General features: G+C 57.4%; 16 protein-coding genes, 1 tRNA gene and 2 pseudogenes. 7 read left to right on the forward strand and 12 right to left on the reverse strand.

The window, feature by feature from the left end; all coding sequences use genetic code 11:
• Window positions 1–12: 12 nt before the first annotated feature.
• From pal to aroG, 7 genes are all read left to right on the forward strand, one after another.
• Window positions 13–519: a peptidoglycan-associated lipoprotein Pal gene (gene pal, locus DPA2511_RS05955; RefSeq protein WP_012764779.1), complete on the forward strand. Its 507-nt coding sequence runs from the start codon at window positions 13–15 to the stop codon at window positions 517–519.
• A 9-nt stretch (window positions 520–528) separates the two neighbouring features.
• The gene (gene cpoB / locus DPA2511_RS05960; RefSeq protein ID WP_012764780.1) at window positions 529–1,338 is read left to right on the forward strand and encodes a cell division protein CpoB; all 810 of its coding nucleotides are present in this window, start codon (window positions 529–531) and stop codon (window positions 1,336–1,338) included.
• Window positions 1,339–1,509: 171 nt separating this feature from the next.
• Window positions 1,510–1,585 (forward strand) — tRNA-Lys (locus DPA2511_RS05965).
• A gap of 396 nt (window positions 1,586–1,981) precedes the next feature.
• On the forward strand, window positions 1,982–2,698 hold the full coding sequence (locus DPA2511_RS05970; protein WP_012764781.1) for a DUF554 domain-containing protein: 717 nt from the start codon (window positions 1,982–1,984) through the stop codon (window positions 2,696–2,698).
• A gap of 219 nt (window positions 2,699–2,917) precedes the next feature.
• Entirely contained in the window at window positions 2,918–3,961 is a 1,044-nt protein-coding gene (gene nadA, locus DPA2511_RS05975) for a quinolinate synthase NadA (RefSeq protein WP_012764782.1), read from the forward strand.
• Window positions 3,962–4,054: 93 nt separating this feature from the next.
• Window positions 4,055–4,780 (forward strand): nicotinamide riboside transporter PnuC, encoded by a 726-nt coding sequence (gene pnuC, locus DPA2511_RS05980; protein WP_012764783.1) that lies wholly within the window; start codon window positions 4,055–4,057, stop codon window positions 4,778–4,780.
• 185 nt (window positions 4,781–4,965) lie between these two features.
• Window positions 4,966–6,018, forward strand: coding sequence for a 3-deoxy-7-phosphoheptulonate synthase AroG (gene aroG / locus DPA2511_RS05985; protein ID WP_012764784.1), 1,053 nt, complete (start codon window positions 4,966–4,968; stop codon window positions 6,016–6,018).
• A 62-nt stretch (window positions 6,019–6,080) separates the two neighbouring features.
• Here aroG and gpmA read toward each other — a convergent pair whose 3' ends face one another.
• The 12 genes and pseudogenes from gpmA to DPA2511_RS22655 form a co-directional block, all read right to left on the reverse strand.
• Window positions 6,081–6,833 (reverse strand): 2,3-diphosphoglycerate-dependent phosphoglycerate mutase, encoded by a 753-nt coding sequence (gene gpmA / locus DPA2511_RS05990; protein ID WP_012764785.1) that lies wholly within the window; start codon window positions 6,831–6,833, stop codon window positions 6,081–6,083.
• Between the two features lie 148 nt (window positions 6,834–6,981).
• Entirely contained in the window at window positions 6,982–10,119 is a 3,138-nt protein-coding gene (locus DPA2511_RS05995; RefSeq protein WP_012764786.1) for an efflux RND transporter permease subunit, read from the reverse strand.
• On the reverse strand, window positions 10,116–11,609 hold the full coding sequence (locus tag DPA2511_RS06000) for an efflux RND transporter periplasmic adaptor subunit (protein ID WP_012764787.1): 1,494 nt from the start codon (window positions 11,607–11,609) through the stop codon (window positions 10,116–10,118). The genes DPA2511_RS05995 and DPA2511_RS06000 overlap by 4 nt, the downstream gene beginning before the upstream one ends.
• Window positions 11,606–12,866: pseudogene (locus tag DPA2511_RS21130) on the reverse strand (TolC family protein). The gene DPA2511_RS06000 and the pseudogene DPA2511_RS21130 overlap by 4 nt, the downstream one beginning before the upstream one ends.
• A gap of 11 nt (window positions 12,867–12,877) precedes the next feature.
• Window positions 12,878–13,252, reverse strand: coding sequence for a copper-binding protein (locus DPA2511_RS06010; RefSeq protein WP_012764789.1), 375 nt, complete (start codon window positions 13,250–13,252; stop codon window positions 12,878–12,880).
• Window positions 13,253–13,334: 82 nt separating this feature from the next.
• Window positions 13,335–13,781 carry a hypothetical protein gene (locus tag DPA2511_RS06015; RefSeq protein ID WP_012764790.1) on the reverse strand — a complete coding sequence of 149 codons (447 nt, stop codon included), beginning with the start codon at window positions 13,779–13,781 and terminating at the stop codon, window positions 13,335–13,337.
• A gap of 114 nt (window positions 13,782–13,895) precedes the next feature.
• Complete coding sequence (gene galM / locus DPA2511_RS06020) at window positions 13,896–14,948, reverse strand: galactose-1-epimerase (RefSeq protein WP_012764791.1); 1,053 nt, start codon at window positions 14,946–14,948, stop codon at window positions 13,896–13,898.
• Window positions 14,938–16,089 carry a galactokinase gene (gene galK / locus DPA2511_RS06025; protein ID WP_012764792.1) on the reverse strand — a complete coding sequence of 384 codons (1,152 nt, stop codon included), beginning with the start codon at window positions 16,087–16,089 and terminating at the stop codon, window positions 14,938–14,940. The genes galM and galK overlap by 11 nt, the downstream gene beginning before the upstream one ends.
• Window positions 16,086–17,139: pseudogene (gene galT, locus DPA2511_RS21135) on the reverse strand (galactose-1-phosphate uridylyltransferase). The gene galK and the pseudogene galT overlap by 4 nt, the downstream one beginning before the upstream one ends.
• 51 nt (window positions 17,140–17,190) lie before the next feature.
• Window positions 17,191–18,207: a UDP-glucose 4-epimerase GalE gene (gene galE, locus DPA2511_RS06035; protein WP_012764794.1), complete on the reverse strand. Its 1,017-nt coding sequence runs from the start codon at window positions 18,205–18,207 to the stop codon at window positions 17,191–17,193.
• A gap of 227 nt (window positions 18,208–18,434) precedes the next feature.
• Window positions 18,435–19,901: a molybdate ABC transporter ATP-binding protein ModF gene (modF, locus tag DPA2511_RS06040; RefSeq protein WP_012764795.1), complete on the reverse strand. Its 1,467-nt coding sequence runs from the start codon at window positions 19,899–19,901 to the stop codon at window positions 18,435–18,437.
• 76 nt (window positions 19,902–19,977) lie between these two features.
• The coding region (locus DPA2511_RS22655) for a TOBE domain-containing protein (RefSeq protein WP_155961691.1) at window positions 19,978–20,271 on the reverse strand (294 nt) is incomplete at its 5' end.

A 20,271-nucleotide genomic window follows, 5' to 3' on the forward strand; every position in this document is an offset into this window, starting at 1 on the left:
AAGGATATAGAAATGCAATTTAATAAAGTGCTGAAAGGCCTGATGTTGGCTCTGCCGGTGCTGGCTGTTGCCGCATGTAGCTCCAACAAACATGCCAATAACGACCAATCTTCCCTGAACGGTGGTGCAGGTCTGGAAAACGGCGGCAATATGTCCTCTGCTGAGCAGGCTCGCCTGCAGATGCAGGAACTGCAGCGTAACAACATCGTTTATTTCGATCTGGATAAGTACGACATTCGTCCTGATTTTGCTCAGATGCTGGATGCCCACGCTGCATTCCTGCGCAGCAACCCGTCCTATAAAGTGACTGTTGAAGGTCATGCGGACGAACGCGGTACTCCGGAATACAACATTGCGCTGGGCGAACGTCGTGCCAACGCTGTCCAGATGTACCTGCAGGGTAAAGGCGTTTCTGCTGATCAGATCTCCGTGGTTTCTTATGGTAAAGAGAAACCGGCTGTTCTGGGTCATGACGAAGCTGCCTGGTCCAAAAACCGTCGTGCCGTTCTGGTATATTAAGAGCATCGCATGAACAGTAACTTCAGACGTCACCTGTTGGGTCTGTCGTTACTGGTTGGCGTAGCGGCCCCCTGGGTCGCTACTGCCCAGGCGCCAATCAGTAATGTCGGCTCAGGCTCGATAGAAGATCGAGTCACCTCTCTTGAGCGTATTTCCAATGCTCATAGTCAGCTTCTCACCCAACTTCAGCAACAGCTTGCCGATACTCAGCGTGATATTGATGGTTTGCGTGGTCAAATCCAGGAGAACCAGTATCAGCTGAATCAGGTGGTTGAACGTCAGAAACAGATTTATCAGCAGATTGATAGTCTGAGTTCTCAGGGGGGATCCGCTGGTACTCCGGCTGCATCGTCCGCTGGCAGCGCATCAGCTTCGTCGGGAACGGTAGATAACGGCATCGCATCTGGGGGGAGTGCTGATGCGTCTGCTGCGCCGGCCAGTACCGGCGATGTCAATAGCGATTACAATGCGGCTGTCGCTTTGGTGCTTGAGAAGAAACAGTACGATCAGGCTATTACAGCATTCCAGAATTTTGTCAAAAAATATCCTGATTCCACGTACCAGCCAAATGCCAATTACTGGCTGGGTCAGCTGTTTTATAACAAGGGCAAAAAGGACGACTCAGCGTATTATTTTGCCAACGTCGTCAAAAATTACCCCAAATCACCGAAAGCATCGGAAGCTATGTTCAAAGTCGGTGTCATCATGCAGGAAAAAGGCCAGTCTGATAAGGCAAAAGCCATTTATCAGCAAGTGGTTAAAAATTACCCTAATACGGATGGCGCTAAACAGGCTCAGAAGCGATTGGCGGGTTTGTAATCTGTGTCAGGAGCAAAAACTGTGCGATATGGCTGGTTTTTGCTCCTTAACGTTTAAGCTATAAGCAGTTGAATTTTTTTTTGGAAAAATAGGTTGCACGGAAAAATTATATTAGTAATATATGCCGCCGTTGCCGAGGTGAAGCTGAATCGCTGAAGCAGCATAAAATGTGGGTCGTTAGCTCAGTCGGTAGAGCAGTTGACTTTTAATCAATTGGTCGCAGGTTCGAATCCTGCACGACCCACCAATTCCGTATATCTCTCCTTCATATTTTCAAATAGCGCTTTAGGCACGATGGTCAGGCGTAGGATATACATCGACGTTCATATCCATTCGTATTCTTGTTTTGTCCCTGATAATGATGATTTCAGATCCGCGAGCGTGTCTTCTTCATATACCGTCAGGCTCCCAGCCCTGCTTATCCATGATGTTCGGCATAAACGATTCGTGCTGAGCTGATGCGTCAGAGCGTTGCGGCCGGAGCCTCTATCAGTGAGGTCGCGCGGGGCTGGGGGATATTCCCGCTAAGCGTGAACCGTACAGGTGAATTTGGCGTATAGTAGTCGCTTATTTATTTGACGAGAGACGTTGCCGTTTCTACATCCATATTGGAGCGGTAGAAAACGCAGAGGGAATTGTATCCATGATTGGACCTTGTATTAATGGTGCCGCCATCCTTATCGGTGGTTCGCTGGGTGTTGCATTACGCCGTTTTATCCCCCAACGCATGCGCGATGGCTTACCGCCTGCATTTGCCATGGTATCGATTGCCATGGGGGTGACATTGGTGGTGAAGGTGCATCAATTACCGGCTGTCGCTTTAGCAATTATTCTTGGCGTGGGTATTGGAGAGTTGCTATGTCTTGAAGCGGGCGTGCAAAAAGGGGCTGTGCTGATAGAGAAAACGCTAAGTGGTTTTGTTCCACAGCCTGAACACGGGCTTCCTCAGGATGTCTATACGCAGAATTTTACCGCTCTGATCGTGTTGTTTTGCGCCAGTGGTACTGGCGTTGTCGGCGCGTTGACGGAAGGGTTGAATGGTGATTACCAATTGCTGCTGATCAAATCGGCGTTGGATATTTTCACTGCGCTGATTTTTGCCATAACGTTGGGGTTGGCGGTGGTATCGATTGCGGTTCCTCAGTTTATTGTTCAGTCGCTGCTGTTCTTTTCCGCCAAGCTACTTATGCCGCTGATGACGGATATCACGATGGGTGATTTTGCTGCCTGCGGTGGAATTGTGATGATGGCCGTCGGGCTGCGTATTGCTCAGATCAAAACGTTCGCGGTGGTAAATTTCCTGCCGGCACTGGTGCTGATTATCCCCCTTTCCTTGTACTGGCATCGTTTGTTTTCCTGATCTGACTATTGAGCGCTTTGTTGTTGGTTCTGCCAGCGGCAAAGCGTTTTTTATATCAATGACGGTAAAGGCGGGATTAGGTGAGCACATGTTTTTTAATAAATTAAACTAAAATCCCGTTGGCAGAGAAAAAATAGCGGACGAATGCCGGTTTTTGCGGTAATTTGTTTAGTATATAAAACAATTTATTCCCTCCTGGATGACTGCACGGAATTCACTATGAGCCTGTTTTTCGAAAATCCGATCCTTGACTATCCTTTTCCTCCTCGTCCGAAACTGCTTTCTGAACAAGAGAAACAATATTACCGGGAGCGTATCAAGACGTTGCTTGCCGAGCGTAATGCCGTGCTGGTAGCCCATTACTATACCGACCCAGACATTCAGGCATTGGCGGAGGAAACCGGAGGATGCGTAGCGGATTCGCTGGAAATGGCGCGTTTTGGCAGCCTTCATCCGGCGACGACGTTAATCGTGGCCGGGGTTCGTTTTATGGGGGAAACGGCCAAGATCCTGAACCCGGAAAAAACAGTATTGATGCCGACGCTGGCGGCGGAATGTTCTTTGGATCTGGGGTGCCCGATAGAGCAATTCAACGCATTCTGCGATAGCCATCCGGAACGAACGGTGGTGGTTTACGCCAACACCTCGGCGGAGGTAAAGGCTCGGGCGGATTGGGTGGTGACGTCAAGTATTGCCGTTGAGCTGATTGAACATCTGGACAGCCTGGGCGAAAAGTTGATATGGGCGCCGGATCGTCATCTGGGCAGCTACGTGCAGAAGCAGACGGGGGCCGATATCCTTTGTTGGCAGGGAGCTTGTATCGTGCACGACGAGTTCAAGACTCAGGCGTTGGCGCGAATGAAGGCGCTGTATCCGCAGGCTGCTGTGCTCGTGCATCCTGAATCGCCGCAAAGTGTGGTGGAGATGGCGGATGCGGTGGGTTCAACCAGTCAGTTGATCAACGCCGCCAAAACGCTTCCGCACCGCGAGTTAATCGTGGCGACTGATCGGGGCATTTTCTACAAAATGCAGCAAGCTTGTCCGGAGAAAGTGCTGATTGAGGCGCCGACGGCGGGCGAAGGGGCAACATGCCGTAGTTGCGCCCATTGCCCTTGGATGGCGATGAATGGGGTACAGGCCATTTTTTCAGCGCTGGTTGCCGATGGGGGCGAACACGAAATTCAGGTAGCGGCAGGGGTGAGGGAAAAAGCTTTGTTGCCGCTGAATCGTATGCTGGCGTTCGCTGCTACGCTGAAATCCTGATTCTGGTTTTCAGCCGATGCCGCATTGCCTGCGCAATGGAGCAAATATGTGCGGCCAACGCCGCACATGATCTTTATTTCTGATGGAGCAGCAATGGATTTTTTCAGCACCAATAACATCTTGATTCATATTCCTTTAGGGGCTAACGGTTATGATCTCTCCTGGGTTGAAGCATTCGGAACGCTGTTTGGTTTGCTTTGTATCTGGCTGGCCAGCCTGGAGAAAACCATCAATTACCTGTTCGGTTTACTGAATGTCACGTTGTTCGCACTGATCTTTTTTCAAATTCAACTGTATGCCAGTTTGCTGCTGCAAATCTTTTTCATCGTCGCCAACCTGTATGGCTGGTATGCGTGGAGTCGAACGACTGACGACAACGAATCAGAGCTGCGGGTTCGTTGGCTGTCGCTATCGCAGGCGTTGGGCTGGGGATGTGGGAGCCTGGTTGCCATTATCCTGATGACGCTGTTTATCGATCCGTTTTTCGCCATGCTGACCCGGATGGCGGTGGCATTGATGGTTTTCAGCGGTCTTGAGGTTGCGATGCCGCAGTTGCAGCCGGACGCATTTCCATTCTGGGATTCCGCCATGACGGTGTTGTCGGTGGTGGCGATGATCCTGATGACGCGCAAGTATGTGGAAAACTGGCTGCTGTGGGTCGTTATCGATGTGATAAGCGTGGTGATTTTCGCCTGTCAGGGCGTGTACGCCATGTCCATTCAGTATCTGGTATTGACGCTGATTGCGCTCAACGGCTCCTGGTTATGGATAAAGAGCGCTCGGGAACATGATTCACGGCCCCTTGTCCGCTCCCATTAATGCGGGGCTTTTCCCTTCGGCCATTTAGCGTCATGACGGCAACAATAGGGTTTGTGGGGGGTAGCGTGATTCGCTTGACTTATAACGACCAGCCTGCAATATGGACGGCGACCTTTTTTATCCGCTTCGACTTGCTCTGAACGTTCAGCACGATAAACGGCGACGTCAGGAGTAATGGAAACACTATGAATTATCAGAACGACGATTTGAGAATCAAAGAAATCAAAGAGCTTTTGCCTCCGGTTGCACTGCTGGAGAAATTTCCCGCCACAGAACGTGCAGCCCACACCGTGTTTGCAGCACGTAACGCCATTCACAACATCCTGAAAGGCAATGACGATCGCCTGCTGGTGGTTATCGGCCCGTGCTCGATCCACGATCCGAAAGCAGCGAAAGAGTACGCAGCGGGTCTGTTGAAACTACGTCAGGAGCTGGACGGCGATCTGGAAGTCGTCATGCGCGTCTACTTCGAAAAACCGCGTACCACCGTGGGCTGGAAGGGGTTGATCAATGATCCGCATATGAACAACAGTTTTCAGATTAACGATGGGCTGCGTATTGCGCGTCAACTGTTGCTGGATATCAATGACACCGGCCTACCTGCTGCCGGCGAGTTTCTGGATATGATCACGCCGCAGTATATGGCGGATCTGATGAGTTGGGGGGCGATTGGCGCTCGTACCACTGAATCCCAGGTTCACCGTGAGCTGGCGTCTGGTCTGTCCTGCCCGGTTGGTTTTAAAAATGGCACCGACGGTACGATCAAGGTGGCGATTGACGCCATCAACGCTGCGCGTGCGCCGCACTGCTTCCTGTCTGTGACCAAGTGGGGGCATTCGGCAATCGTTAATACCAGCGGCAACCATGACTGTCACATCATCCTGCGCGGCGGTAAAGCGCCGAACTACAGCGCAGAGCATGTGAAAGCGGTCAAGGAAGGGTTGGAAAAGGCCGGTCTGCCGCAGCAGGTTATGATCGATTTCAGTCATGCCAACAGCAGCAAGCAATTCAAGAAACAAATGGATGTCTGCGAAGACGTTTCCCGCCAAATTGCAGGTGGCGAGCAGTCCATTATCGGTGTGATGGTGGAAAGTCATCTGGTTGAAGGCAACCAGAATCTGGACGGCGGCGAGCCGTTGGTTTACGGCAAGAGCGTGACAGACGCTTGTATTGGCTGGGATGATACCGAGACGTTGCTGCGCCAGTTAGCCGCAGCTGTACGTCAACGTCGTGGTTGATATGGTTTAACCGTCGTGACAATAAAAAACCCGGCATTGCCGGGTTTTTTTGTCGCTACGAATTACTTCGCTTTGCCCTGATTCGCGACTGCTGCGGCTTTAGCTGCGATTTCGTCAGCGTCGCCCAGATAGTAGTGCTTGATCGGTTTGAAGTTTTCGTCGAATTCATACACCAGCGGAACGGCGGTCGGGATGTTGAGCTCAAGGATTTCTTCTTCGCTCAGGTTATCCAGGTATTTCACCAGCGCACGCAGAGAGTTGCCATGAGCGGCGATGATGATGCGTTCGCCGGACTTCAGACGCGGCAGAATGCTTTCGTTCCAGAACGGCACTACGCGCTCGATGGTCAGCGCCAGGCTTTCGGTTTGCGGCAGTTCTTTATCGCTCAGGGATGCATAACGCGGGTCGTGGCCTGGGAAGCGTTCATCATCACGAGTCAGTTCCGGCGGAGTCACCGCAAAGCCGCGACGCCACAGTTTAACCTGGTCGTCACCGTATTTTTCTGCGGTTTCAGCCTTGTTCAGGCCTTGCAGCGCACCGTAATGACGCTCGTTCAGTTTCCAGCATTTTTCTACCGGCAGCCAAGCCTGATCGATTTCGTCCAGGATATTCCACAGGGTGTGGATGGCGCGTTTCAGCACGGAGGTGTACGCGAAATCGAAAGCGAAGCCTTCTTTTTTCAGCAGCTGACCAGCCTGCTTTGCTTCGCCAACACCTTTTTCGGACAGTTCAACGTCCATCCAGCCGGTGAAGCGGTTTTCTTGGTTCCACTGGCTTTCACCATGTCGTACCAGTACCAGCTTAGTTACTGCCATAGCTTTAAACTCCTTCAGATCCTAAGATTTCTATGATAACTGCGCCCATTATAGGGCCGGAATACGGTTATCGGCAATCGTCAGTCGCACGTCTCACTCGGGGGTGAACAGCTACCGGAATCGCACTAATACCGGTAGCTTGATCGGTTCAGCTTTTGTCTTCGCGCCGAGACGGTCGATGCAACAATAAGAACACCGCGGGTATGACCAACATGGATAACAACGGCGCGCTGATCATGCCGCCCATCATCGGGGCGGCGATGCGCTGCATGATTTCCGACCCGGTGCCGCCGCCGCGCATGATGGGCAGCAGGCCCGCCATAATAGTGGCGACAGTCATCATTTTGGGCCGGACTCTGAGCACCGCACCTTCGCGAATGGCCGTCAGCAGTTGATCGTACTGCAACGGACTCTCCGGCCGACGGTATTTTTCCACGGCATGATTCAAATACAACAGCATGATGACGCCGAATTCGGCGGCGACGCCCGCCAGGGCGATAAACCCCACCGCACCGGCGACGGACAAATTATAGCCTAGCCCGTAGAGCAACCAGACGCCGCCGATCAACGCAAAAGGCAGCGTGCCCATGATCAGCAACGCATCCTTGATCTTGCCGAAGGTCACGTACAGCAGGATGAAAATGATCAGTAGCGTGAAGGGCACCACCAGTTTCATTTTCTCGGTCGCACGTTCCAGATACTCAAACTGCCCGGACCAGCTCACCGAGACCCCTTGCGGCAACGTCACCTGGCGGGCGACCTGCTGCTGCATGTCCTCGACAGCGGATTTCAGGTCGCGGCCGCGCAGGTCGACATAAATCCAGTTGGACAGACGGCTGTTTTCGCTTTTCAGCATCGGCGGCCCTTCGCTGATTCGTATATCGGCCAGCTCAGACAGCGTTACGCGCGCGCCGCTGCGCGTAACGACCGGCAGATTGCGCACCGCCTCGACGGAATCGCGAATCTCTCGTGGGTAGCGCACGTTGATGGGATAGCGTTGCCGCCCCTCGATCGTTTCGCCGATGTTTTGCCCGCCAATCAGCGTCGACACCATCGATTGCAACTCCTGCACTGACACGCCGTAACGCGCTGCTCGTACTCGGTCGATATCAACATCGATATAACGTCCGCCGGAGAGGCGTTCCGCCAGCGCCGACGTCACGCCCGGCACCTGTTTCACCACCTGCTCGATATGCGCGGCGACCTGCTCGATATCGTGCAGATTATCGCCGTTGACTTTGATGCCAACCGGGCTTTTGATGCCGGTCGCCAGCATGTCGAGCCGGTTGCGGATGGGCGGAACCCAGACGTTGGCGATGCCGGGAATATTGACGGTGCGATCGAGCTCGGCAATCAGTTTGTCCATGGTCATGCCGGGGCGCCATTGATCCTTCGGTTTGAGCCGGATGGTGGTTTCCATCATGGTCAGCGGCGCCGGGTCGGTGGCGCTGTCTGCTCGCCCGGCCTTACCGAACACGGTATCCACCTCCGGCACGGTTTTGATGAGCCGGTCGGTTTGCTGCAACAGCCTTGCCGCTTCGCGCGGCGAAATGCCGGGCAGCGTGGAAGGCATATACAGCAGGTCGCCTTCGTCCAGCGGCGGCATGAATTCGCTGCCCAGCTTGCTCAAGGGATACAGCGTCAGCAGCAGCAATACCGCGGAAACGGCCAGCGTGGTTTTGGGAAAGCGCAGCACCTGTTCCAGCACCGGCTGATAACCGGCGATCAGCCAGCGGTTGATGGGGTTGGATTGCTCATCGGGGATCCGGCCGCGGACAAAATACCCCATCAGTACCGGTACCAGCGTGATGCCTAATCCGGCGGAGACCGCCATGGCGTAGGTCTTGGTGAACGCCAGCGGCGAAAACATGCGGCCTTCCTGCGCTTCCAGCGAGAACACCGGAATGAACGACAGCGTGATGATAAGCAGGCTGCAGAATAGCGCCGGGCCGACTTCGGTAGCCGCCTGAGTTGCCAGCGCCCACCAGGTATCTGCGGCGGGCTCCTCATCCGGATGCTGATGTCGCCATTGCTCCACCACTTTGTGCATGTTTTCGATCATCACGATGGCGGCGTCCACCATGGCGCCGATAGCGATGGCGATGCCGCCGAGCGACATAATATTGGCGTTGATGCCCTGATAGTGCATCACGATGAATGCCCCCAGAATGCCCAGCGGCAAACTGATGATCGCTACCAGCGACGAGCGGAAATGGAACAGGAACAGCGAACAGATCAGCGCCACGACGATGAACTCTTCCAGCAGTTTCTGGCTGAGGGTGGAGATCGCGCGTTCAATCAGCGGCGAGCGGTCGTAGGCGGTAACGATCTCCACGCCCGGCGGCAGGCTTTGCTGGATCTGTTGCAACCGGGATTTGACCGCATGCAGGGTTTCCAGCGCGTTCTTGCCGGAACGCAAGATCACCACGCCGCCCGCGACTTCGCCTTCCCCGTTCAGTTCCGCTACCCCGCGTCGCATCTCCGGGCCCTGACGCAGTTCAGCCACATCTTGCAGCAGAATGGGGATCCCCGCACGCAGGGTGATGACCACATGGCGGAAATCTTCCGGTTTAAGCAGATACCCGGAGGTGCGCACCATGTATTCCGCTTCGCCCATTTCGATCACCGAACCGCCGCTTTCCTGGTTGGCGGCTTGCAGCGCGTCAATCACCTGCTGGTGGGTAATGTTCTGGGCGCGCAACCGTTCCGGGTTGAGCACCACCTGATATTGCCGCACCATGCCGCCGATGCTGGCGACCTCCGCCACGTTGGGGACGGTTTTCAGTTCGAACTTCAACAACCAATCCTGTAGCGCGCGCAGATCGGCGAGATTGCGCTTGCCTGTGCGATCGACCAGCGCGTATTCGAAGATCCAGCCGACACCGGTGGCATCCGGCCCGAGCGACGCTTTGGCTTCGCCCGGCAGGGTAGATTGCGCCTGGCTTAAATATTCCAGCACCCGGGAGCGGGCCCAGTAGGGATCGGTACCGTCTTCGAACAGCACGTAGACGTAGGCGTCGCCGAACATGGAAAAGCCGCGCACGGTTTTGGCGCCGGGTACGGACAGCATGGTGGTGGTGAGCGGGTAAGTCACCTGATTCTCCACCACCTGCGGCGCCTTGCCGGGGTAGCTGACGCGAATGATGACCTGCACATCAGAGAGATCGGGCAGGGCGTCGAGCGGTGTTTTCTGCAATGCGATGATGCCCCACGCCGCCATCAGCAGTGTGGCGATCAGCACCAGAAAACGGTTTCTTATCGACCAGCGAATAATCCAGGCGATCATGGGTGGCCTCCGTGTTCGGCGGGCATGATGTCCAGCAGATGCGCGCCGTCATCATCCAGACTGAAATGAAACATAACCTGGCTGCCGGGCTGTACTGCGGCGGGTAGCGCATCGCCGACGTAGGTAAAGTCCATGGTCATCGGCGACCAGCCGAGCTCCGGCACGGCTTCGTGGGCAAGGGTCACTTGTTTGCCGTTAATGGCCTTAACGAGGCCACGGGTTTGGTAAGACGGCGTCGCCACTGAGGTGGGTTGAGCGTTAACGGCAGGCGCGTCGCGCATTTGGCTCAACGAACTGCGCAGGCTGGCTTCGGAGTCGATCAGGAACTGGCCGGATGTCACCACGGTATCACCGGCATTCAACCCGGAGAGCACTTCGGCGAAACCGTCCTGCGTAGCGCCAATCTGTACCTGTCGCGGCGTAAAGTAACCGTTGCCGTCGCTCAGCAATACCCGATTCTGGCGGCTGCTGAGCAGCAGCGCTTCCTGCGGGATCATCAGCGCCTGACGGTTTTGGCGCTCGGTTAGCTGAACCGTCAGGTACATACCGGGCTTGAGGCGTTGTTGTGTATTGTGCAACTCGACCCTGGCTTTTAGTGTCCGGGTGGCGTTGTCCAACTGAGGCAGCAACTCGGCGATGCGGCCGGTAAATGTTTCGCCCGGCCAGGCGCTGCTGGCGGCGGTCATCGGCGCACCGAGCGTCATCCCGGCGGCCTGTGATTCCGGATATTCCACCTCTACCCATACCGGATCGTAACCGGCCAGTTCAAACAGCGGTTGTGCGGGCGTCAGTTGCGTACCGGCTCGCACCTCCAGCCGGTTGATGTACCCCTCTATCGGCGCGTTGATCGTCAGGCGCGGTTGGGGTTTGCCGCTGCGTTCCACCTGTCGGATCACGCTATCTGGCATGAATTGCAGCGATAGTTTTTGCCGCGCCGCCTGGGTCAGTTCAGCATCGCCCAACTGGCGTACCGCCAGATATTCCTGCTGCGCCGCCGCCCAGGCGGGGTTCCACAGCACCGCCAACGCCTGGCCTTTGCGCACTTGCTGTTGCACCGCATTGACATAGAGCTGTTCGACGATGCCGCCGCTGGGGGCAACCAGCGTGCGCAAGCCGCGTTCATTGACGGCGACGGTACCGTAACCGGATAGCTGCGGCTGGAACGTGCGGATTTCCGCTTTAGCGGTACGCACCCCCAGATTTTGTTGTTGACGGGGGCTGACGGCGACGCCGCCGTTATCCTGTACGTCATCGGCGTAGCGCGGCACCAGCGGCATATCCATAAACGGGGATTGACCGGGTTGGTCGAAACGAGCGCCCGGCGACATCGGGTCATACCAGTAGAGCACCTTCCGTCCGGCGTCCTGGCCCGCTCCGCTCGCGGCGGCGGGCGGGGCGCTGACGGCGTTCGCACCCTGCCCCACGTAGTAACCGGCGGTAGCCGCCGCCAGCGCGACGACGAGCAGGCTGACAGTGAAAGTTCGGTTCATCTTGCGGGGGTTCCTTGTGGTGTCAGGTAGCGTATGGCTGCCCACAGGTTGGCCATGTCTCTGGCGGCATTCTGGGTGGCGAATGCGGCTGTCCAGCAGGCTGCGGCGTGCTTCGAGGATACTGGCCAGATCGCTGGCGCCGCTCTGGTACTGGCTTTGCAACAGACGCAGACGTTGCTGTTGTAGCGGCAGCACCTCGTCGCGTTGTCGTTGCCATCGGGCCTGCGCCGCCTGATATTGCGCCAGCAGCGTATCCAGCAGCACCTGATGCTCCCGTTCGGTCGTCAGCGTCCGATCGCGGGCTTCCATCGACCGGGAGAGGTCAGCGGCATGGTCGCGATCTTGACGTGTAGACTGGAACAGCGGCAGGTCGACGCTGATTTCAATTCCGGCCATGTCGTCGAAGTTGTTGCCGCGACGCCCATAGTAGACTTCCACGCCGATATCCGGGGTCGCCGCGACTGCCGATTGCGCGGCGCGCGCTTGTGCCAGACGGGTTTCCTGTTCGGCTTCCCGCATTTCCGGGTGTTGAGGGATCGCCGCCTGCAGTTCGTGCGGTGAGGCGGGCAGACGTTCGATACGCGGCAGCGGGCCGCGTGTATGGATAGCGTCGACGCCGGTTAATTGGGTCAACCGGGCCTGAGCCACCTGAACGTCCCGCCTGGCGTCTTCCAACTGGTTGCGCATGGCGAGCAGCGTAAGCCGAGCGTCCAGCACCCGGCTGCTCTCGCCGCCGGCCGCTACCCCCGCCTTCTGCAAGGCCACCTGACGCTGGCTTTCATCGACCAGCGATTGCACCTCCTGCAACGTCTGATGCGAGAGCGCCAGATCCAGCCAGGCTTGTGCGGTTTCCCGCTGCAGCCGTGCGCGTACTGTATCGTTGTTGCTCTTGACGCTGTCGGCCTCGGCCTGAATCACCTGCGATTTGCGTGCGCGTTTGGTACTGCTGACATAGGTCTGCATGATGCCGATACGTTGCATGGTCATGCTTTCCCGCGTCAGGCGGCTGGTGTTATTGCCGCCGAGCGGAATGTTTTCGATCCCGTATTTCAGTTGCGGATCGGGCAATTGCGTGGCGGAGACGGCCATGTTCTGTAGCGCGCTGATCCGGTGCTGGTTAGCGGACAGATCGGCGGAATAACGCTCCGCCGCCTGTAATGCCCCCTCCAGATCCAGATCCGCCGCGAAGCCCGCGACGGGCAGCCACAGCAACATCGCCAGCCACGCGCGTGTGGCGCGGAAGCTGCGTGTTTGCATGGTGTTCTCCGTTAATGCTGTTGTGGCGTGATGGCCGTCAGGGTGTAGCCGTCTGCGTCTTGAACGAAGCTGAAATTGACTGCGGTGCCCTGCGGCAACGGCGACCATTGCCGATCCGCCGGCAGTTTGAACGTCATGGTCATGGCGGGCCAGCGCAGCGCGGGAACCGCGGCGTGCGCCAGCGTGACGCCGTCAGCACGCCACTGTTTTACGGTGCCGGTGGTTTGGTAGAGGGCCGCCGCCGCGTGATTCATGGACGACATGTCGCCATGATTCATACCGCTGTGGTTCATGCCGGCCATGTCGTGAGTGGGTTGCTGTGTTTGTTCCGCCAGTAGCGGCGTGGAGAAAAACAGGGCAGAGATGACGAAAAAGGTGGTACGCATGATAAATAGCTCCAAAGATCAAATCGATAAATAACAAAAGGCCTGCGCAGAAACGCGCATAACGGGTTATTCATCGGGAGAGCTATTCTCTGAAACGGCAGAAACGTATTTCCGCCGGCGGCCCTATAACAGGAGGGGTAAACCAATCCGGCCCGGCAACCACGAGTGTAGACGCCGGGAGGGCGAGTTGTAGTTCGGTCTCGGTCGGCAGCGCCAGCAAGGCGATGGACGGCGTATCCTGGCTGGCGGAGTCCGGCAGGCAGTGTTTGTCGCACAACGGGCCGGCGTCAGCCGTATTCGCCACCGGCGTGCTGTCCGCCATGTTGTGGTTCATCGTCATGCCGGACGGCTGGGTATGGGCCTGGTGCTGGATGACCGCCGGCGCGGCGACAATCGACAACGAACATGCGTGACTCGCCACCGCCAGTTGGGTATTCAGCAACAGCCAGCACAGCGCCAACAGCCAACCCCATCTGCTGGTGTAACGCAGATGCCGGTAGCTGAGAGACGCTGAGTGGCGTGTAGTCATGGCAAGTGTCCGAATAAAAACTAGCGCCAGTGTAAAAGTCTGAAAAACCTTACAGCAAGCAACAAATTGAAGAGTTTTGTAAAGCGCCGGAAAGCGAGGCTCTCCGGCATACCGTCAGGGATGAATGCTCAGCGCGTAGGTGGTGAGAGAATGATAGCGTTTGCCGGGCTTCAACCAGCAATCGGGCTGTGGCCAGTCGGGGTGATGCGGGCTGTCCGGCAGAAACTCGCTCTCCAGCGCGATGCCGGCGAAATTCGGGTAACGGCCGCCTTCCCGCGTCGGGGTGCCGGTCAGAAAATTGCCGCTATACAACTGCAGCGCCGGGGCGCTGGTATACACCGCCAGTTCCAGCCGACCGTCGGCAGACCACAGCCTGGCTGCCGGGCTTTCGCTGGAGCCGCAGGTGCGGTGCAACAGAAAGGCGTGATCGTAGCCGCTGACGGCCTGCTGATCCCGATCGATCATAAAATCTTTCAGCAGCGTTTTAGGATGACGGAAGTCGAAACTGCCGCCCTGTACCGCTTTCAGTCCGTTAAGGGGGATGCCTTCGCTATCCACCGGCAGGTAGTAATCCGCCATAATTTGCAGTTGGTGCTGCCGGGCGTCGGAACGACGACCGTCCAGGTTGAAATAGGCATGGTTGGTTAAACAGACCGGGCAGGGCTGATCCACCACCGCCTGATAGTCGATTTCCAGCGCATTCTGCTCGGTCAGTTGATAGCGCACCTGCGCCGTCAACGCGCCGGGGAATCCCTGATCGCCGTCCGGTGAATGAAGCTGATAGACCACTTGTCGCTCATCCCGTTGCAGTATTTGCCAGCGGCGGGCATGAAAACCGTCCGGGCCGCCGTGCAGTTGGTGACGACCCTGATTGGCGGCGAGTGCAATGTCATTGCCGTCGTAGTGCAGCGTGGCGCGGGCAATACGGTTGGCATAACGGCCGACGGACGCGCCGAGGTAGGCATTTTGCTGTGGATACTGCACCGGCGCACAACCGAGCAGGATCTCTCGTGTTTCCGTGTCGGACAAGGGGATTTGGCAGGAGAGCCAGGTGGCTCCCCAGTCCATCAGTGTGACGTGCATACCCGCGCGGTTGCGCAGCGTGACGAGCTGAAAAGGCCGCCCATCCGGCGCTAGCTCGGTAGTTTCGGTAAGGTCACTCGACATAACCTGCTCCCGGCGAAGCCTGACAAACGTAACAGGTTGGTTGCAGCCCAGTGCGTTGAGGGTACTCGAGCGCCACCGTGTTTTGCACTACATCGGCCAGATGCGCAGGAACCAGCGCCACGACGCAACCGCCGAACCCGCCGCCGGTCATCCGCACGCCGCCTTCGGCGCCGATGACGGATTTGACGATCTCCACCAGGGTATCAATCGGCGGAACGGTGATCTCAAAATCATCTCGCATGGAAGCATGAGAGGCGGCCATCAGTTCTCCCATATGCCGTAAATCGCCGAGAGCCAGTGCATCGGCCGCCGCCAGCGTGCGGGCGTTTTCGGTGATGACATGGCGGGCACGGCGAGCCGTCAGCGGATCCAGCCCGGCTGAACGGGCGGCGAAGTCCGCTGCGCTGACATCCCGCAGCGCACTGACCTGAAAGTAGCGCGCGGCCGCTTCGCACTGTTCGCGGCGGGTGTTGTATTCGCTGTCTACCAGCCCACGTTTGACGTTGGAATTGATGATGACGACCGCCACATTTTTCGGCAACGGCACGGCGCGGGTTTCCAGTGAACGGCAATCGATCAGCAGCGCATGGTCTCGCTGGCCTTGCGCGGAAATCAACTGATCCATAATGCCGCAATTGCAGCCGACGAACTGGTTCTCCGCTTCCTGTCCATTCAGCGCCAGCGCCACGTTATCCAGCGGCAGTTGATATAGCGTCTGGATCGCTTTGCCGACCGCCACTTCCAGCGAGGCGGAAGAGCTTAACCCAGCGCCCTGCGGCACATCGCCGCCGATGACCAGATCCGCGCCGCCAAAAGCAGGGCTGCGGCGTAGCAGGTGCTTGACGACGCCACGCACATAGTTGGCCCACTGCCAATGCGGATGGGGGGCGATCGGCGCATCCAGCGAAAATTCGTCCAACTGATCGTGGTAGTCCGCCGCCACGACCCGAATCAACCGATCCGAACGCGGCGCCGCGCTGATGGTGGTGCAGTAGTTGATGGCGCAGGGCAGCACGAAACCATCGTTGTAATCCGTATGTTCCCCGATCAGATTGACCCGGCCCGGCGCTTGCACGATGACGGCGGGCGGATAGCCGAACTGCTGCTGGAACACGGCCTGGGTACGTGCGGATAAGGTCATTGAGAAACTCCTGAATCACGATAATGAATGTCGCTGACCGCGCGCAACCGTTCGGCGGCCTGCTCGGCGGTGAGATCGCGCTGGGTTTCCGCCAGCATTTCGTATCCCACCATGAATTTGCGAACCGTGGCGGAGCGCAGCAGCGGCGGGTAAAAGTGGGCGTGCAACTGCCAGTGGCTGTGGTCGCCGTCGGTGAACGGTGCGCCGTGCCAGCCCATGGAGTAAGGGAACGAAGTGTGGAACAGGTTGTCGTAGCGGCTGGTGAGCTTTTTCAGCGCGAGCGCCAGATCCCGGCGTTGCGACGGTGTGATCTCCGGCAGACGCAGAATCTGTTCTTTGGGCAGCAGCAGGGTTTCGAACGGCCAGGCCGCCCAGTAGGGCACCACCGCCAGCCAGTGATCGGTTTCCACCACTATCCGCGTTTTTTCCCGCAGCTCGCGTTGCAGATAATCCACCAGCAACGGCGTTCCCTGTTGCTGGAAATAGTCACGTTGCAGTCGGTCTTCCCGTTCCGCTTCGTTCGGCAGGAAGCTGTTGGCCCAGATCTGCCCGTGCGGATGCGGGTTAGAGCACCCCATCGCCGCGCCCTTGTTCTCGAACACCTGCACCCAGGGGTACGTTTGCCCCAATTCGTCGCTTTGCTGTTGCCAGGTGGCAATCACCTGTTCCAGCGCGGTCAGCGGCAGTTCCGGCAACGTTTTGCTGTGATCCGGCGAAAAAACAGATCACCCGGCTGGTGCCGCGCGCGCTCTGGCTGCGCAGCAATGGATCGTGGCTGTCCGGCGCAGGCGGCGTATCCGCCATCAGTGCGGCGAAATCATTGGTGAACACATGTGTCCCCTGGTAGTCCGGGTTTTTATCACCCGTCACCCGTATGTTTCCGGGGCAGAGAAAACACTGAGGATCGTGAGTCGGCAGCGAATCGGACGAGACCGTCTCCTGCTGACCTTGCCACGGACGTTTGGCCCGGTGCGGGGAAACCAGCACCCATTGGCCGGTCAACGGGTTGTAGCGGCGATGTGGATGTTCGACAGGATCAAAATGCGCCATGGGGTACCTTTTTTCTCATTCGTGACCGACGTTCTTGCGACTATCGGCAAATCAATCGGGAAAACCGTTCGGGTGGCGGGACTGCCAACGCCAGGTATCGGCCGCCATTTCGTCCAGCGTGCGGTTGACGCGCCAGTGCAGTTCGCGGGCGGCTTTTTCGGCGTCGGCCCAGTAGGCGGGCAAATCGCCATCACGCCGCGGCGCGAAATGATAGGGCAGCGGTTTGCCGCAGGCCCGGCTGAAGGCATCTACCATTTGCAACACGCTGTACCCGACGCCAGCCCCCAGATTGTAGATATGCACGCCCGGTTTTTGATGCAGCGCGCGCATGGCGGCGACATGGCCATCCGCCAGATCGACGACGTGGATGAAGTCGCGCACGCCGGTGCCGTCCGGCGTCGGGTAGTCGTGGCCGTAAATCGCCAGCGATTCGCGGCGGCCTACCGCGACTTGCGCGATATAGGGCATCAGATTATTGGGGATGCCTTGCGGATCCTCGCCCATCTCGCCCGATGGATGGGCGCCTACCGGGTTGAAATAGCGCAATAGCGCCACGCTCCAGTCCGGCTCGGCGCGCTGCAGATCGGCGAGGATCTGTTCCACCATCAGTTTGCTGCGGCCGTAAGGGCTGGCAGGCGTGCCGGTGGGAAAACTTTCTTGATAGGGGATTTGAGGCTGATCGCCGTAAACGGTGGCGGAGGAGCTGAAAATCAGCGTTTTGACGCCTGCCTGCTTCATGGCGTCCACCAGCGTTAGGGTGCCGTAGACGTTGTTGTCGTAGTAGCTGATAGGCTCACGTACCGATTCACCGACCGCCTTCAGGCCGGCGAAATGGATGACGGCGTCGATGTCATGCTGGGCAAAAATCGTTTGCAGCAGATGGCGATCGCGAATATCACCTTGATAAAACAGAGGTTCTTTCCCGCTGACCCGGGTGATGGCGGCGATCACGCTGGATTTGCTGTTGCACAGATTGTCGAGGATGATCGGTTGGTGCCCCGCTGCGATAAGTTGTACGCAGGTATGGCTGCCTATGTAACCGCTACCACCGGTGATCAGGACTTTCATAGAAACATCTCCAATGTGATTTCATTAAAAAAATACCATGACGAAAAGTATAAAAAGGTGATCAGCGCCGAACTATAAGCAATCTCAGTGTGACGCTGGTGTAGAGGGATCAGCATATCGCGATGAAATAACGACGTCAGTAGTTTCGTCATTTAAAAAGAGGAAGGGGGATTTTGTGGTAACGTTATCACTCCGGACACTCATCAGCATGAATGTCCGGCGCGAGGTCAGAGGCGTTCGGTCTGATAACGGTAAGCGTCTCCCTGAGGGACGAAGGTCAGCCGGTGGGTGATGCAGCCTGGGGCGTCCTCCGCATGGTGGGAAACGAACAGCAATTGCGTCTCTCCCTGACCAATCAGGATATCCAGCCAGCGCCGAATCAACTGCCGATTGAGCGGGTCGAGCCCTTGCAACGGTTCGTCCAGAATCAGCAACGTGGGGTGTTTAACCAGCGCCCGCACGATCAGGATCAGGCGCTGCTGGCCCCAGGAAAGGGAATGGAACGGCGAATCGGCCAGCGACGTTAATCCGAGTAACGATAGCCACTGATCGGCCAGAAAACGTTGCCGATCTGAAATCGCCTGATAGATGCCGATGGAGTCGAGAAAACCGGAAATGATCACGTTGCTTACGCTGGTATTAACCCGGTATTCCAGATGCAGGCTGCTGCTGACATAGCCGATATGGCGTTTGATGTCCCAGATGGTTTCGCCGCTGCCGCGCCGGCGCCCGAATAACGTGAGATCGTTGCTGTAGCCCTGAGGATGATCGCCCGTCACCAGGCTCAACAGCGTGGATTTGCCTGCGCCGTTCGGCCCAACGATTTGCCAGTGCTGGCCGGGCAGAACCTCCCAGGAGAGATCGTCCAGAATGCGGCGATCATTGTAACTCACCACGCCGTGATGTAATTGGATGCGGGCGGTATCCGGGGCCAGTGTCGGACGTTGAGTCGGATCCTCCGCTGCGGGGAGGGCGGTGTTGGCGACCGCTTCGCTATGCGCCAGCTGCGACACCAGCACATCGGACAGTACCGCGTCCCGCGTCCCCTGGCGCGTGAGCGTGCAGTCCGCCAGAATGCCGACCTGCCCGATAAACGGCGGTATATCCTCAAAACGATTGAGAATCAGCGCCATCGTCTGGCCGCCCTGCGCCAGCGTGGTCAGCAATGCGGCCAGTTGTGTGCGCGAGGCGACGTCCAGACCATCGAAGGGTTCGTCCAGCACCAGCAGATCCGGTTGCCTCATCAATGCCTGACACAACATGGCCTTACGGGTTTCGCCGGTAGACAAATATTTGAAACGTCGCGATAACAGGTGGGTGATGCCGAACTGCGCCGCCAGTTGTTCACAGCGCGTCGCCTCTTTCACGTCGTCCTGAATAACTTCGGCGGTGGTGCGGCCGGTGTCGTCCTCGTCGGCGCTCAGCATGTCGGTATTGTTGCGCTGCCACTCCTGCGAAACCAATTGCTGTAACTGTTCGAACGATAACCGCGCCACGCGCTGAAATTGAGATTGGCGATCGCCGTTCAACAGCACCAGTTCACCGGAGAGCGCCCGCGCCAGCGCGGATTTGCCGCTGCCGTTGGCGCCGACAAACGCCCAGCGTTGTTGCTGGCATATCATCAGTTCATCAAGGCGTAACGTGCGGGTATCGCTCAATCGAAATTGCGCCTGACGGATTTGCAGCAATGACATAATAATTCCCTGTTGGTGTGGTCAAGCCTTTAGGGATAAGGCGCATGGTGGCGCCAGTCAAGGCCTGAGGCGTAGGTCAGCACAATGTCGCGATAATGACTTTGTCCGCGTCAAAGCTGACGTTGACCCGCAGATCGGCGTGCAATTCCTGCCGTGCGACCGTTTCGTTGGGCAGCGTGGCGCACACGACTTCGCCGCCGTCCAGCGTCACCAATACTTCGCTATGGCTGGCGCCCGGTTGCAGGCGGGTGATCTGGCCGGGCAGGATGTTGTCGGCGTCGGGTGCCGGGATGCCTGCGGCGGTGACGTCCACCCAGGGGGCCTTGATCAACACCAGCACCTCCTTGCCGCTTTCCAGTTGCAGGCGCTC

The sequence above is a fragment of the Musicola paradisiaca NCPPB 2511 genome (assembly GCF_000400505.1).
In the GTDB taxonomy this organism is placed as follows: Bacteria; Pseudomonadota; Gammaproteobacteria; order Enterobacterales; family Enterobacteriaceae; genus Musicola; species Musicola paradisiaca.

What these genes read in the sequence shown, in the direction of transcription:
- pnuC (WP_012764783.1), top strand. Translation starts at nt 4,055, where the DNA reads ATGGATTTTTTCAGCACCAATAACATCTTGATTCATATTCCTTTAGGG.
- cpoB (WP_012764780.1), top strand. Translation starts at nt 529, where the DNA reads ATGAACAGTAACTTCAGACGTCACCTGTTGGGTCTGTCGTTACTGGTT.
- DPA2511_RS06000 (WP_012764787.1), bottom strand. Translation starts at nt 11,609, where the DNA reads ATGAACCGAACTTTCACTGTCAGCCTGCTCGTCGTCGCGCTGGCGGCG.
- galE (WP_012764794.1), bottom strand. Translation starts at nt 18,207, where the DNA reads ATGAAAGTCCTGATCACCGGTGGTAGCGGTTACATAGGCAGCCATACC.
- DPA2511_RS06015 (WP_012764790.1), bottom strand. Translation starts at nt 13,781, where the DNA reads ATGACTACACGCCACTCAGCGTCTCTCAGCTACCGGCATCTGCGTTAC.
- nadA (WP_012764782.1), top strand. Translation starts at nt 2,918, where the DNA reads ATGAGCCTGTTTTTCGAAAATCCGATCCTTGACTATCCTTTTCCTCCT.
- pal (WP_012764779.1), top strand. Translation starts at nt 13, where the DNA reads ATGCAATTTAATAAAGTGCTGAAAGGCCTGATGTTGGCTCTGCCGGTG.
- DPA2511_RS06010 (WP_012764789.1), bottom strand. Translation starts at nt 13,252, where the DNA reads ATGCGTACCACCTTTTTCGTCATCTCTGCCCTGTTTTTCTCCACGCCG.
- aroG (WP_012764784.1), top strand. Translation starts at nt 4,966, where the DNA reads ATGAATTATCAGAACGACGATTTGAGAATCAAAGAAATCAAAGAGCTT.
- galK (WP_012764792.1), bottom strand. Translation starts at nt 16,089, where the DNA reads ATGACCTTATCCGCACGTACCCAGGCCGTGTTCCAGCAGCAGTTCGGC.
- gpmA (WP_012764785.1), bottom strand. Translation starts at nt 6,833, where the DNA reads ATGGCAGTAACTAAGCTGGTACTGGTACGACATGGTGAAAGCCAGTGG.
- DPA2511_RS05995 (WP_012764786.1), bottom strand. Translation starts at nt 10,119, where the DNA reads ATGATCGCCTGGATTATTCGCTGGTCGATAAGAAACCGTTTTCTGGTG.
- DPA2511_RS05970 (WP_012764781.1), top strand. Translation starts at nt 1,982, where the DNA reads ATGATTGGACCTTGTATTAATGGTGCCGCCATCCTTATCGGTGGTTCG.
- modF (WP_012764795.1), bottom strand. Translation starts at nt 19,901, where the DNA reads ATGTCATTGCTGCAAATCCGTCAGGCGCAATTTCGATTGAGCGATACC.
- galM (WP_012764791.1), bottom strand. Translation starts at nt 14,948, where the DNA reads ATGTCGAGTGACCTTACCGAAACTACCGAGCTAGCGCCGGATGGGCGG.